This is a genomic window from Vibrio ostreicida (genome assembly GCF_013074385.2).
In the GTDB taxonomy this organism is placed as follows: domain Bacteria; phylum Pseudomonadota; class Gammaproteobacteria; order Enterobacterales; family Vibrionaceae; genus Vibrio; species Vibrio ostreicida.
Genome location: NZ_JABEYA020000001.1, coordinates 56,974 through 71,040, shown reverse-complemented (window position 1 = coordinate 71,040; position 14,067 = coordinate 56,974). Strand labels below are relative to the sequence as shown.

Genomic DNA, 14,067 nt, shown 5'->3' with positions numbered 1-14,067 from the left:
CTCAATTTTTTCGACAGATCAACTCACCTAGTTGAGCGTGAGTTTATTTACATCACCATTACGCGTCACAGTAACGTAGCCACCTGGAACACGAATTGGCTCAACAGCAAAACCACTGCTGCTAACATGTTGTTGGGCAACAAACTCTCCCGACTCTCGGTCGAGCCAGTGCAAGTAACCTTCGCTATCTCCCACAACGAGGTAACCGTCGATAATCACTGGGGCCGTTAATAAGCGGTGTTCCAGTTGATCATTGCTCCAAAGTTCAGTACCACTGCGTGCATCCACTGAGATAAGATCATCTTTATCCGTCACCAGATACAAACGCCCACCATCACTGGCTAAGTCTGTCGCAGAAGAATATTTACGTTTCCAAACCACTTTTCCTGAACGTAAGTCAATGGCGGTTAACTGACCATTGTACCCTACCGTATATAACGTACTTCCCAGTACGAGCGGCTTAGCATCAACATCAACCATACGATCAATTTCCGTTGACCCTTGTGGTGTGCCAATTGGCTGTTGCCAAATTAACTGACCACGTTCGACGATAGCCGCAGCTAAACGACCACCCGCCGTTCCCCAAAACACACCGCCAGATACAGTAATGGGAGCACTATTACCACGTAAAGTCAGAGTCGGTACTTCTGTACTTATCGACCACTTAAGATCGCCAGTCGCCTGATCGAGTGAAATTAGCATGCCCTTGGCGGTATGCACCAGCACTAAATTGCTGTCTGTCGCAGGGGCCGTAAGTACTTCACCATCGACATCAACACGCCAATTGACCTCACCGTTTTCTTCATTGAGGGCAATAACCTGACCATTTTCACTGCCGATAAAGACTTGACGATAACCGGTAGTAATGCCTCCAGAAAGACGAGCGGACACTTCTTGCTCAAGGTCTTGTTGCCAAAGTGTCTGACCATTTTCTGGATTCAGCGCTTTAACAATACCATCACGGCTTGCAACAAATACTTTGTCATAAGCATAGGCTGGGGAGAGTTTCGAGAAGTAATTAGAAACGCCACTGCCTACGCTCGTACTCCATTCACTTTTCGGTGTGAATTCACTTTTAACCTGAGGTACTGGGGACATGATCACTGTGTCTTCTTCACTGGCGCACCCAGCTAGGACACTCAGTATAGCCACAGTAGACAGGGCCCTTTTCAGCATTTTATTCACGCATTACACCTTATTTAGCCAAATCATCCAGTTTCATTTGTAATGTCTGGCTGGCATCATCGGCTTGTTGAGCTTCAGTGTAAGCCGCGTAGGCACCCTCTGTATCGCCTTTACGAAGTAATATGTCACCTTTCAGCTCAGCAACCCGTCCTGCCCAACTTTCATCACTGATGGAAGATAAGTTAGAAATCGCAGTATCAAATTCGCCCTGCTCAGCATTCACACGCGCCATACGAAAAGCAATCACTGACACCAAAGCTTGATCGGTCGTCGCCGATTGAGCCCAATCTAGCTGAGCAAGAGCGGCATCAAGATCACCCGCCTCTACCTGAACTTTCGCCAATTGAAGCGCCGCTAAAACGGCGTACTGTGTCTCTTGGTTCGACTCAATAAATTCTTGTACGGCCGACTCACCCTGCGCGCCTTGCTCTGCCAAAATCTGGACAACGTTAGTGTAGCTATCCGATGCCATTTCTTGAGCGGCGATCTGTGCGTCTTGATAATAGCGCCAACCAAACAAGCCACCTAAGCCTAACACTGCACCCACAATGACAACTTTACCGTTCTCTCTAAACCAATCTTTAATTGCGTCTACTTGTTGTTCTTCAGTATCGTAGAGTTCCACTTCCTGTCCTCATAAATTTCTAAAGGAGCGATATCATCGCTCCTTTCAAATGACCATCTATCTAAACCAAACTTGCCAGCTTGCTTGCAATTTCTGTCTGGGTATAGGTTTCTTGCGTACCGCCAATTAAATCTTTTAAAACCACTGAATTGTCTATCACTTCATTTTCGCCAAGAACCAGAGCAACTGCAGCACCCACTTTATCTGCGCGCTTAAACTGTTTCTTGAAATTTCCACCACCAAAGTGATTCATCACTCTCAGGCCAGGAACCTGCTCACGTAAGGATTCAGCCAGTTTCATGCCTGCCATCATCGTTCCTTCGCCTGCGGTTACCATGTAAACATCGACATCGCGACGAACAGACGTCAGTTCAAGCGTCTCTAACAGCAACACCAGACGCTCCAGTCCCATCGCAAACCCGACGCCAAATGTCGGTTTGCCTCCGAGCTGTTCGACTAAACCGTCATAACGGCCTCCGCCGCAAATCGTACCTTGAGCACCCAAACTTTCCGTTATCCACTCAAATACGGTGCGGTTATAGTAATCTAAGCCGCGAACTAAGCGTTCGTTCACCGTGTATTCGATACCAGCCGCGTCAAGAAGTTCACACAGATCAGAAAAATGTTGTTGAGACTCTTGGTCAATGTACTCAGACAGTCTAGGTGCGTCGCCGAGAATGGCCTGAACTTGTGGGTTTTTCGTGTCAAGAACGCGAAGTGGGTTCGTCTTCATACGGCGTTTACAATCGTCATCTAGAACATCAATATGCTTTTCTAGAAAACCAACCAATGCGCTTCGGTAGTCGGCACGTGCGTCAAGTGAGCCAATGGAGTTGAGTTCCAAACGAACATGTTTATCGATACCCAGTTGACGCCAGAGTCGTGCAGTCATCATAATCAATTCTGCGTCGACATCAGGGCCACCTAAGCCAAAAACTTCAACCCCACACTGGTGAAATTGACGATAGCGCCCTTTTTGTGGGCGTTCATGACGAAACATTGGCCCCATATACCAAAGGCGCTGTTCCTGATTATAAAGCAGTCCGTTTTCAATACCCGCACGCACGCAGCCTGCTGTGCCCTCGGGACGCAGGGTCAAACTATCGCCATTGCGGTCTTCAAACGTGTACATCTCTTTTTCAACAACGTCTGTCACCTCACCAATCGCACGACTAAACAGATGCGTTGACTCAACAAGCGGCATACGGACTTCATTATACCCATAGGCACTGATGACATTTTTTACTGTATTTTCTACCTTCTGCCACAAAGGCGATTGGCTTGGGAGGCAATCGTTCATGCCTCGAATTGCTTGAATTGTTTTTGCCACAATATTTACCGTAAAGTTATTGTTCCCCTAACGACCTTAGCGTTAGGGTTACTCTTTTATTTTTACATCGATGCGGTTTTGTTGATCCATCACCGAAGCCTTAGCTCGTATTTTTGCTTCTAGTTGACGGACTAGATCATCGTTGTCAAAACGCTCCTTCTGACGTTTTCCGTCTTGATAAAAGGCGCTCTTTTTATTACTGCCTGCCAGCCCTAAGTGCGAGACTTCAGCCTCACCCGGTCCGTTTACCACACAACCAATAATGGACACGTCCATCGGAGTGATGATGTCTTCAAGGCGCTCTTCAAGAGCATTCACTGTGTTAATAACATCAAATTCCTGGCGAGAGCAGCTTGGACAAGCAATAAAATTAATCCCTCGCGAGCGAATGCGCAGTGATTTAAGAATATCAAAACCCACTTTGATTTCTTCAACGGGATCAGCGGCCAGTGAAATACGCAATGTATCTCCGATTCCCTCAGACAGAAGCATCCCAAGTCCAACCGCTGATTTAACCGCACCGGCCCGCGCTCCACCAGCTTCTGTGATGCCAAGGTGAAGTGGTTGATCAATGTTTTTCGCTAACAATCTATAAGACCCTACGGCCAAAAAAACATCCGAGGCTTTGACACTCACTTTAAATTGATCAAAATTTAGACGGTCAAGAATGTCCACATGGCGCATCGCTGATTCAAACAAGGCTTCCGGAGTTGGCTCCGTATACTTCATCTGGATCTCTTTCTCCAGAGAGCCGCCGTTAACACCGATTCGAATCGGGATGTTTTTATCACGTGCACAGTCGACAACCGATCGAATACGCTCTTCATTGCCAATATTACCTGGATTTATACGCAGGCAGTCTACGCCATACTCTGCAACTTTGAGGGCGATTCGGTAATCAAAATGTATATCGGCAACCAGTGGGATATTGACACGCTGCTTAATTTGTTTGAACGCTTCAGCGGCATCCATCGTAGGCACCGAAACGCGAACAATATCAGCTCCGACCTTTTCCAGTGACTGAATTTGCGCCACAGTCGCTTCAACATCTGTGGTTCTGGTATTTGTCATCGATTGCACAGCAATCGGTGCGCCGTCACCAATCGGGACATCACCGACATATATACGTGTCGATGCTCGGCGCTTAATAGGAGATTCGTGTTGCATATTTCTTTCTAAGGTAAGGTGAATCTTGCGACTTTGCCTGAAGTATACCCAGAAAGGTCGACAGGTTCACTTGATAATATGATCGAAACACTTTCCGGAGCACCTAGAATCACGTTATAGGGCGCTTCACCACTCAGTTTTAGATCTTGTCCTGCTTTTTTTATTCCTGTCGCGAGTGTTTTTCCCGTCGCATCTTTAACCTGAACCCAGCAATCATCGCTAAACGTCATTTCAAGCAAACTGGCCACAACCTCGGCAGCCGAGGTTTCAACAGACTCATTGGTTGTCACTTCGGAAACATTGCGCGGTGGTTGCTCTGGCTGTGCAACAGCCTCAACCGTCGGTGTTGCACTCACTGGTATCGAGGCTGCCTGGGGGGCTTGAGGCTCAGTCATCGTAGCAGCATCACTGATCGCTTTCTCCGCCGATTGAGGTTGTGATGGCATGACCGTGGACGTCACTTCTTCAAGGGGTTGTTCTATCAATGTGTCGGGATCAACAGCGTCATGATTCGTGTTCGGCTCGAGCGCTGAAAAATCTAAGGCTTGATTGTCGGCCAATTCTTGTTCAACCTGTTCTTCTTGCAGCGTTAACGTAGTGAGTTCCAGTACGCTCTTTTCTTGATTTTGCCACCACAAGAAGACGGAAATACCGACTACAATCGCGCCAATGCCCCAGGTCAAGCTCATCAGGCGGCTATCATGCTTCTGCTTGTTAGTTTTGTGAGAAAAGCTCTGCATTTCATGCTCTTGATGTTGTGCCTCTCCACAATCATCTAGTGCACATAACACCACCGATTCATCAATGCCAACCACTCGGGCATAAGATCTTAAATATCCTCGAGTAAAGGTGGCAACCTGTTCACTTTCAAACTGGTTCGATTCAATATTTTCAATAATGGAACGACGTAGGCGCAATCTGTCAGCAATCTGCTGCTGACTTAGGCCAAGCTCTTTGCGTTTTTGCATTAAAATCGTACCAGCTTCGACTTTATTTTCTTCCTGCACCTGAGGTATTTCTAGTTCAACACTCATAATTCATTAACGTCTCTTTCTGGGGGCTGAGCAATAGCACGTTTGTTGTTATTCATTGGTTGTGCTGATTTCGTTCAGAGTTCTGTATTTTGAGGATAAGCCCTCACCAATTTGCCTAAAAGCGCTCCACTAAAATTGCAGAGTTTAAAACTCTAAAGCACTAATGTTTAATTCTAATAGATATCAGAGATGAAACAACATACGAAAGGCTCATAAATTACAAGCAGTTCAAGGTTTTTCAGCATTTTTCTTAAATTGAGTAATTTATACTTACAAAAAAGCCAGAGTTTATCTCTGGCTTTCTAATAAAAATGGTCTCTAGACGGCCTTAACGTCTATTGTTTCACCCTTCGCCGCTCGAATCGCAGCTGTGCGTTTTGTTCGATCGATCACCTCTCCGACCAACTGACCACATGCCGCATCAATATCATCACCACGAGTTTTACGCACAGTAACAGTAAGATCATACTGCATCAATGTTTTCTGAAACCGATCAATACGAGAATTGCTTGGTTTCTTATATGGCGAGCCAGGATAAGGGTTAAATGGAATCAAGTTAATCTTACAAGGTGTGTCTTTCATTAACTGAGCCAGTTGACGAGCATGATCCATATCGTCGTTAACATGGTCAAGCAATACATACTCAACGGTCACTTTCCCCCGATTGGCGTTCGAAGAAGCAATATAACGACGAACCGAAGCCAGAAAGTCCTGAATATCCCATCGGTCGTTAATCGGCATGATTTCACTACGAAGTTGGTCATTAGGGGCATGCAAAGAGATCGCCAGCGCGACGTCAATCTGCCCTGTCATTTGATCAAGACCTGACACTACGCCTGAGGTTGATACGGTCACACGGCGTTTAGATAAACCAAAGCCGAGATCATCGAGCATAATTTCGAGAGCTGGGATCAAGTTTTTCATATTCAATAGTGGTTCACCCATCCCCATCATAACGACATTGGTGATTGGGCGACGACCTGTTTCTTTCTCTAGGCCGACTTCTCGTGCCGCTCGCCAGACTTGACCGATGATTTCCGAGACTTTTAGGTTACGGTTAAAACCTTGCTGAGCTGTCGAACAAAATTTACATTCGAGTGCGCAGCCGACTTGTGATGAAACACAGAGAGTCGCACGATCATCTTCGGGTATATAGACGGTTTCTACATCTTGATCACCGACCTTCATCGCCCATTTAATTGTGCCATCAGATGAATGCTGAGCATCGGCGACATAAGGTGCCTTTATCTCACAACGACTGAGTAATTTCTCACGAAGCTTTTTGTTAATGTTGGTCATGTTTTCGACGTTATCGACACCGAAATGGTAGATCCACTTCATCACCTGATCAGCACGAAACGCTTTTTCGCCCAACTCTTCGGCGAAAAACTTACGCATACCTTTGCGATCAAAGTCCAGTAGATTGATTTTTGCAGTGGTCATGTAGCCTCACAAGCGACGTAACATCAATTAAGGGCGCGAATTGTACAGCCTTTATTCAGTGACAACAAGCGTTCTAACACCCTGTATTCTATAACGCATTAATAACTGGATGGTTAAATTTTAACAGCCGACAAAACAATACCAACTTAAGGTGGTAAAAGAGTGAAAGCATCATGGATCTGTTTTGCTTCAGCGAAGACTGTCCATCTTATTTTGTCGGCTGAGATAAGTGTTTAATATGAGTAACTATTGACCATAATCCATTACCACGTGATGGGCTAAGATGCGCGATTAAACCAAGCTTGCTAAAGTAATCATCAATCTCAAACGCCTCAATTTCGCAAGTCGTTTTTCCGTTGTATGCGGCCATCACTATCGCGATCAGCCCACGTACAATCCGAGCATCAGAATCTGCGCAAAAATACCAACGCTGATCCGTTTTTTGGCTCACAAGCCACACCAAGCTTTCACAACCGGACACCGTAACCTGCTGTGATTTTAAGCCTTGCGGCATCACTGGCAACGTTTTCCCCCATTGTATCACTTGACGATAACGGTCTTCCCAGCCTTTCAATTCTTGCATTGTTTGAACAATATCTTCGGCAGTAATGTCATCGCCAAATGGGCAACTAGGTAATACGATCATGGCTACTCCGCAACGTTTATCGCTTATCTGTGGTTAGGATTTTCTGTGCTTTTGAATCAGTTTTTCGACAATACGAGCAACCGCTACAAAACCAAATGATGCTGTCACCACGGTGGCTGCCCCAAAACCGCTCGCACAATCCATTCGCTTCGGCCCTTCTGAGGTTCCTTTAACACCACAAACACTCCCATCAGGCTGAGGGTATTTGAGTTGCTCAGTGGAAAACACACAGTCAATGCCAAACTTGCGAGCGGGATTAGTTGGAAAGTTATGATGCCGACGTAGTGTATCTTTGATTTTTTTTGCCAGCGGGTCTTGGATCGTTTTTGTCAAATCCGCCACTTTGATTTGCGTTGGATCAACCTGACCACCCGCACCACCTGTCGTAATCACTTTAATTTTATTACTTCGGCAAAAGGCAAGTAATGAGGCTTTCGCTTTGACGCTATCAATCGCATCCAGCACATAATCATAGGACTTGCTTAAATAGTCTTGTTGATTCTCTGGTGTAATAAAGTCGTCAATCAGATTAATTCGGCATTCTGGATTGATCAACTTAACGCGCTCAGCCATCACTTCAATTTTGCTTTGCCCTATTGTACCTGTCATAGCGTGAATCTGGCGATTGATGTTAGAGACACAGACATCGTCCATATCGATCAAAGTCAGTTCACCGACTCCTGTCCGAGCTAAAGCCTCGATCGCCCAAGAACCAACGCCACCCACTCCGATCACACAAACATGTGCTGCGCGAAGGATTTCCACTTCGTTTTTTCCGTACAAACGTCGGGTTCCGCCAAAACGTTGATCGTAATTATCTGAAGCCGGTGTATCGAGGTCACGCATGGTACTGTTCTTCTGCCTAATGGTGGTACAAAAATAAAGAGTGCGATTTATACGCACTCTTTATTGAAAAGTCTAGTTTAGAGCCCCTCAAAATGGGCGGTAAAAACTATTGTAACTTTTCTGGTGGCAATGCCCAAGGCGCTTTAGTCAGTGAGTTCTCTAGACCCAATTTCCAGACCCGTCCAAAGTGCTTGTAATGACCCGCCTCAATTCCAGCTCTTGCTCCCATACCATGGTAAAGATCGAGGTGGTTTTGTTTCACCGCCCCTCCGGTATCAAGAACAATCAGCAACCGCAATTGATGTGATCCACTCCAAGTGCCATCGGCGTTCAGCAAGGGTACCTCCGCTAAAATAGGGGTCCCCATGGGGAAAATGGAGCGATCGCCAGCAACTGATGCCATTGGAAGTAAAGGAATACCCGCGGTTCCGGTCACTGGCGCATCCGCTCGCGGTTCAAAGAAGACAAAAGAGGGGTTTTGCTCAAGCAATTGACGAACCGTCGCCTCGTCATTCGACGTGACCCACTGCTTAATGGCTTTCATGGACATTTTTTCTCGCGGTACTTGATTTTGTTCTATCAGAACTTTGCCAATACTAATGTAGGCCTTGTTGTTTTTGCCACCATAAGCAAAATATTCAAGAGTATCGTCCTCAAAGTGGACAAAACCACTTCCCTGTACCTCCATTAGAAAAGGATCAATCCTATTTTTTGCGTAGCCGAGTTCAAGTCCCAATCCATTAAGCGCCCCATCATAGATTTGGGCGCGTGTCGGGCAATCAGAATCACACTCCGGTTTTGCGTAGACGGGATACTTAAACACATCGTCTGACTCATGGCGTAATTCCATCACTGGCGAAAAATAACCAGTGAACAAAACGTTACCTTTCTTATCACCGCCTCCAAGTTGTGCGGTCTGAACGCCAAAGTCGTTCAGTTGGGCAGGATCACCACTTTCAATAACCCATTCATTAAGGCGCTCGTACAACGGCTGATAAATATTGGCCATAGAGGGCGAATTTTCAACCACCTGTTGAGCTTGTTTATGAAACTCGGTGAAATCCCGAGGTTTGTCAGAGACCAAACGATTGGTTTTATTGAGTACAGAGTTAAATTCGCCATCAAGATATTGCTGAGCGCGCTCCTGAGGTTGTGCGCACCCAAATAATGTGCTTGCGAGCATAATAGGGAGATATTTTTTGAACACTGATTTTATTCCTTTCGAGCCTTAAATAGAGGATGACAAACTCGAACGATAAGCGCAATCAGATAGACGTTAACGAAGGTTATTTTTGTACTTTTCTAACAATCGATAGACAGGTTGGTATTCTAGGGAGGAGATCATCCTCATTTCGGTAAATTGTTGATTGAGGAGCTTGTAACGACGTTTTTCATCACCCACGTTGAACTCGACATGATCACCATTGAATGTAAATTGGGTATCCACAATACCACTATCAATGATCACGCCTTTCTCACCAAGTACAAACCTGTCAGCCGAGTATGGCGCAACGTTTTGCTCGACCCAAGTGCCATAAACCATAGAATTGGGGTGCTGTCCATCTTGATAAATGTCATACAAAACTTTGCTCACAACAAGCAACGCAATAACAAGAGTGACAGCGAGCATGAGCAAACCACGCTCTATGATTTTATTCTTCATGAATAGAGATATGCCTATGTTGTAGTTGACAATTCAGTAACCAAGCCTAGTGACTACTATTATAATTATTAACTTAAATATCTAACTTTACTAGTAATTAGCCTAGATACTAAGAATATCATTAACATGCATTAACGCATCTATCTACTCTAGAATTCGATTATTTGATAATTGTTCAAAAAAAAACACTTGCTCACATTGGAATAAAATTGCATTATTTTTAGATATAAATTCAAATTTGGGTGTAATGTGAAGTTACGTAATACTGAATTAGTCAAAGGATTTCGTCAATCGGCTCCCTATGTCAACGCTCATAGAGGGAAAACCATGGTGATGATGCTGGGTGGCGAAGCACTGGCTGACAATAATTTTTCTCATATCATCAGTGATTTGGCACTGCTTCACAGTCTAGGGGTGAAAGTCGTTCTTGTTCACGGCGCACGCCCGCAAATTAATCGTCAGCTTCAGCTGAACCTGCACGAGACGCCTTATCACAAGGGTATTCGTATCACCGATGAAGTCGCGCTTGATATGGTCATGCAAGCTGCGGGACAACTGCAACTGGCCATCACTGCGCAATTATCAATGAGCTTGGGCAACACACCGATGGCCGGTAAGCAGTTGAATGTGGTGAGTGGGAACTTTGTCATTGCCCAGCCACTCGGGATCGACGAGGGCGTAGATTATTGCCACAGTGGGAAAATAAGGCGCATTGATGTTGCCGGTATTGACCGTATGTTAGAACAAGGGTCGATCGTTTTGTTAGGCCCAATAGCGAGCTCTGTCACGGGAGAATCGTTCAATTTACTCTCTGAAGAACTCGCAACTCAAGTGGCCATTAAGTTAGGTGCTGACAAGCTGATTGGTTTCTGTTCAGAGCAAGGGGTCATCGATGAACATGGCAATGCCGTCGCCGAACTCTTTCCACGTGAAGCCGACCAATTTATCGAAAAATTACAACAGCACAACTCGGTAACACCTGAACATTCTTCTGGCACACTACGATTTTTGCGAGCGGCAACCGCGGCGTGTCGGGCTGGCGTACCACGCAGCCATCTGGTGAGCTACAAAGTTGATGGAGCCTTACTTCAGGAACTTTTTTCTCTGGATGGTATCGGGACACAAATCGTGAAAGCCAGCGCCGAACAAGTCAGGCAGGCCGGTATCGATGATATCGGTGGAATTTTTGATTTAATTCGACCTCTAGAAGAACAACGCGTATTGGTCAGGCGCTCAAGAGAGCAACTCGAGCAAGAAATACATCAATTCACCATCATAGAGAAAGACGGCCTTATCATTGGCTGCGCAGCCCTTTACCCCTACTCAAGCGAAAGAATGGCCGAGATGGCTTGCGTGGCAATACGCCCAGAATATAGAGATGGAAACCGAGGTGTCTTGCTCCTCAACCACATAAAACTTCAGTCCAAAGCCCAAGGGATAAAACATATTTTTGTTTTAACCACGCGGAGCCTGCATTGGTTCCGAGAACAAGGTTTTAATGAAATGGACGTCGACTTCTTACCGTCAAAAAAACAAAACCTGTATAATTACCAAAGAAAATCAAAGGTACTGGCGATTGAACTTTAGAATTTTAACTCTACCAACCCTATCGATATGGGATATTGGCAACAAAAGTATGGTCTTGCTATTTTTTCACTTTATTTTGCGCGCTCAACTGGTTAAAATTCGCTCTTAATTGGACTCGTCTTCAGCTTGATCAGAGCGCTTTCTGATTAAGTCGCATGGATTGCTTGAGGTATATCACAACATTACTTAGAGCAAATAACCAATGAAAACCATCATCTGCAACTCGATACAGAGTTTCTGGGATATGGCAGATAACGAACTGCTTGAAGGGCTAGATGTACATTGCGTTTTCCCTGTCAATAACGGGTTAAAGGCATTTATACTCAACTATCAGGAGAAATACCGCATCCGAAGTATTTCTTTCAGCCAAGCCATTCAGTAATCGCTGTCAATAACCAAGGATGGTTGTTGAACGCTGCCCACCCCTAACATCTGCGTTACCCTAACCGTTGAACGAGGCCACTGGCTCTAGCGGTCGTGCTTCTTACCCCTCGGACCATCACTTCTCTATTCGTGTAAAGGCTTAAACGTCGTTTCGCTCGGGTGATCCCCGTGTAGATTAATTCACGCGTCAACAGTGGTGTAAAGTCAGGTGGTAAGATCATCAAGGTATGCTCAAACTCGCTTCCCTGAGCTTTGTGAATGGTCATCGCGTAGGCGGTTTCATGTTCGGGAACTCGACTGGGCAAAAAGGATTTGACCGAGCCGTCAGGCAACTCAAAAAATACCCGTAGCCTGTTTTCACCAACAGAATCATCCCTTATGCATAATCCGATGTCACCATTGTACAGTCCAAGTGCATAGTCATTGCGTACAACCATAACGGGTCGACCATGATACCAAGTCTCTTCCTTTAGCTGAATAAGTTTACGCTTACTCAAGGCCCGTTCAATGCGCACATTGAGCTCTGTTAAGCCAAAATCGCCCTCCCTAAGCGCACAAAGTAATCGGCAACGGGCAAACAGATCAAGTGCCGCTTTCGCTCTGTGTTGAATCGGTTCTGGTTCCTGAGTCTTTAAGTCTACCTTCAACTCAGTGAGGCGCTTGAGGTAGTGGCAATATTCACCCACGAGAAGCTGAATCATCGCATTATAATGCTGGCCGTCGACAGGAAATGTCGCGATATCAGCAAAATCTTTTTGCCACACCCAATCCACTTGATCGATCAAACCTGAATTAACGGCTTTGGCAAGTTGCCCAATGCCAGAGCGGGCATCAAAACGATAGCTTTTTTGCAACATACATAAACTATCGGCAAGTGTTGGGCCCGTATTTAATTGTTGTGTAAAGGTTTGATAGCCAGTCAGCTGAATTAATTGAGCTGCCTGAGCCGAACTGTACCCAAGATGGCTAAATGAACAAATATCCCCCAACACAGCACCCGCTTCAACCGAGGCGAGCTGGTCTTTGTCTCCTAACAATATCAACCTTGCCTGTTTAGGCAGTGCATCCACCAACTTATACATCATCGGAAGATCGACCATAGAAGCCTCATCAACGACCAGTATGTCTAAATGCAAAGGATTGGCGGAGTTATGACGGAACTCCACACTATTAGGCAAGGCGCCAAGCAAGCGATGAAGTGTGCTCGCATCGGTCGGGATATTGACTTTTTGTTCCGGAGAGACGGCCAGTTCAGAAATCGCTTTGCCTATCGACTCGGTTAGCCGAGCGGCCGCTTTACCTGTTGGAGCGACCAGTTTGATCACGGGTACCTTCCCACTCTGTGTAGCCTGAGCAATCAATGCCGCAAGCAACTTGGTCACTGTCGTGGTTTTTCCGGTTCCCGGACCTCCCGAGATCACAGCAAATCGACGAGTAAGCGCAACGGCGGCGGCCACTTTCTGCCAATTAAGACAGACGGATAACGGCACCAATCGGTCCAACTCATACAAGTGTTCGACTCTTGTTGTTTGCATCAGTTTTTGGTCTATCGATGACCAATCGAGACGCTCGCTGCTCACAATATCGAGATGATCACATACCAGTTGCTGTCGCAGGACTGGCGTTGATCTTTCCTCGGATTGAGCTAAGTTCAGCGCCGAAAAAAGATAACCATAATTTCTGGCAAATAAATGGTCCAATAATTGGGTCAACTGCTGGCTATCACTCGGCTTTAAACTTATCGGTGCACCAAGGCGAGTCAAACGCTGAGCTAGGGTTACCTCATAGTGCCAGTAACGATGAAGATACAGTCTCCCATTGTCAAGAATCAGTGGCTTTGCTTGGCCCTGCTCGGCCACCACCGATGACTGCGATAAGCGATTTACCCACTGAATTGGATGCAGCTGGAGATTAAGTTCAGTGGCTGCTTCACCAAATAGACCGATCCTTGCCGCCAGATCGGTTGCTCGACCAGAGTGATCAAATAGGGGGAGGCATATATGACCTTTACCCAATTCACTACTGAGAATAGCGGCAATAAACGCAACATCTTCATCATGACTTTGCGAGTAGATAAAGCGGGCAAACTGATTATCAATTTGCCTCAATGCCCCTTGTTCGGTCAATCCGTCTAAAAAAGAGAAAAGAGATTTTATC

At 45.7% G+C, this 14,067-nt stretch carries 13 protein-coding genes; 2 read left to right on the top strand and 11 right to left on the bottom strand.

The genetic code is table 11. The annotated features are described in order from the left end of the window. Nucleotides 1-27 precede the first annotated feature (27 nt). From bamB to HLM86_RS00250, 10 genes are all read right to left on the bottom strand, one after another. The gene (gene bamB / locus HLM86_RS00295) at nt 28-1,176 is read right to left on the bottom strand and encodes an outer membrane protein assembly factor BamB (RefSeq protein ID WP_170882243.1); all 1,149 of its coding nucleotides are present in this window, start codon (nt 1,174-1,176) and stop codon (nt 28-30) included. Nucleotides 1,177-1,195: 19 nt separating this feature from the next. Then, the gene (locus HLM86_RS00290; protein WP_170882206.1) at nt 1,196-1,810 is read right to left on the bottom strand and encodes a YfgM family protein; all 615 of its coding nucleotides are present in this window, start codon (nt 1,808-1,810) and stop codon (nt 1,196-1,198) included. 61 nt (nt 1,811-1,871) lie between these two features. Further along, the gene (gene hisS, locus HLM86_RS00285) at nt 1,872-3,140 is read right to left on the bottom strand and encodes a histidine--tRNA ligase (RefSeq protein WP_170882207.1); all 1,269 of its coding nucleotides are present in this window, start codon (nt 3,138-3,140) and stop codon (nt 1,872-1,874) included. Between the two features lie 48 nt (nt 3,141-3,188). Next, nucleotides 3,189-4,307: a flavodoxin-dependent (E)-4-hydroxy-3-methylbut-2-enyl-diphosphate synthase gene (gene ispG, locus HLM86_RS00280; RefSeq protein WP_076585805.1), complete on the bottom strand. Its 1,119-nt coding sequence runs from the start codon at nt 4,305-4,307 to the stop codon at nt 3,189-3,191. Between the two features lie 8 nt (nt 4,308-4,315). Further along, on the bottom strand, nt 4,316-5,341 hold the full coding sequence (rodZ, locus tag HLM86_RS00275) for a cytoskeleton protein RodZ (RefSeq protein ID WP_170882208.1): 1,026 nt from the start codon (nt 5,339-5,341) through the stop codon (nt 4,316-4,318). Between the two features lie 318 nt (nt 5,342-5,659). Further along, nucleotides 5,660-6,784 (bottom strand): dual-specificity RNA methyltransferase RlmN, encoded by a 1,125-nt coding sequence (gene rlmN / locus HLM86_RS00270; RefSeq protein ID WP_076585809.1) that lies wholly within the window; start codon nt 6,782-6,784, stop codon nt 5,660-5,662. Nucleotides 6,785-6,992: 208 nt separating this feature from the next. Then, nucleotides 6,993-7,430: a cysteine desulfurase sulfur acceptor subunit CsdE gene (csdE, locus tag HLM86_RS00265; RefSeq protein WP_170882209.1), complete on the bottom strand. Its 438-nt coding sequence runs from the start codon at nt 7,428-7,430 to the stop codon at nt 6,993-6,995. A 33-nt stretch (nt 7,431-7,463) separates the two neighbouring features. Next, nucleotides 7,464-8,276: a tRNA cyclic N6-threonylcarbamoyladenosine(37) synthase TcdA gene (tcdA, locus tag HLM86_RS00260; protein WP_076585813.1), complete on the bottom strand. Its 813-nt coding sequence runs from the start codon at nt 8,274-8,276 to the stop codon at nt 7,464-7,466. A gap of 106 nt (nt 8,277-8,382) precedes the next feature. Then, a complete protein-coding gene (gene mltA, locus HLM86_RS00255; RefSeq protein WP_076585815.1) occupies nt 8,383-9,483 on the bottom strand; it encodes a murein transglycosylase A in 1,101 nt (366 codons plus the stop codon). 69 nt (nt 9,484-9,552) lie between these two features. Beyond that, entirely contained in the window at nt 9,553-9,939 is a 387-nt protein-coding gene (locus HLM86_RS00250; RefSeq protein ID WP_076585817.1) for a DUF2850 domain-containing protein, read from the bottom strand. Nucleotides 9,940-10,188: 249 nt separating this feature from the next. Here HLM86_RS00250 and argA point away from each other — a divergent pair, with 249 nt between their 5' ends. Both argA and HLM86_RS00240 read left to right on the top strand, forming a co-directional pair. Then, complete coding sequence (gene argA / locus HLM86_RS00245; protein ID WP_170882210.1) at nt 10,189-11,526, top strand: amino-acid N-acetyltransferase; 1,338 nt, start codon at nt 10,189-10,191, stop codon at nt 11,524-11,526. Between the two features lie 202 nt (nt 11,527-11,728). Continuing rightward, nucleotides 11,729-11,908: an SPRY domain-containing protein gene (locus HLM86_RS00240; RefSeq protein WP_076585822.1), complete on the top strand. Its 180-nt coding sequence runs from the start codon at nt 11,729-11,731 to the stop codon at nt 11,906-11,908. A 55-nt stretch (nt 11,909-11,963) separates the two neighbouring features. Here the strand turns inward: HLM86_RS00240 and recD are convergent, their stop codons facing one another. After that, nucleotides 11,964-14,066, bottom strand: a complete 2,103-nt coding sequence (gene recD / locus HLM86_RS00235) for an exodeoxyribonuclease V subunit alpha (RefSeq protein ID WP_170882244.1) — start codon at nt 14,064-14,066, stop codon at nt 11,964-11,966. Nucleotide 14,067 lies beyond the last annotated feature (1 nt).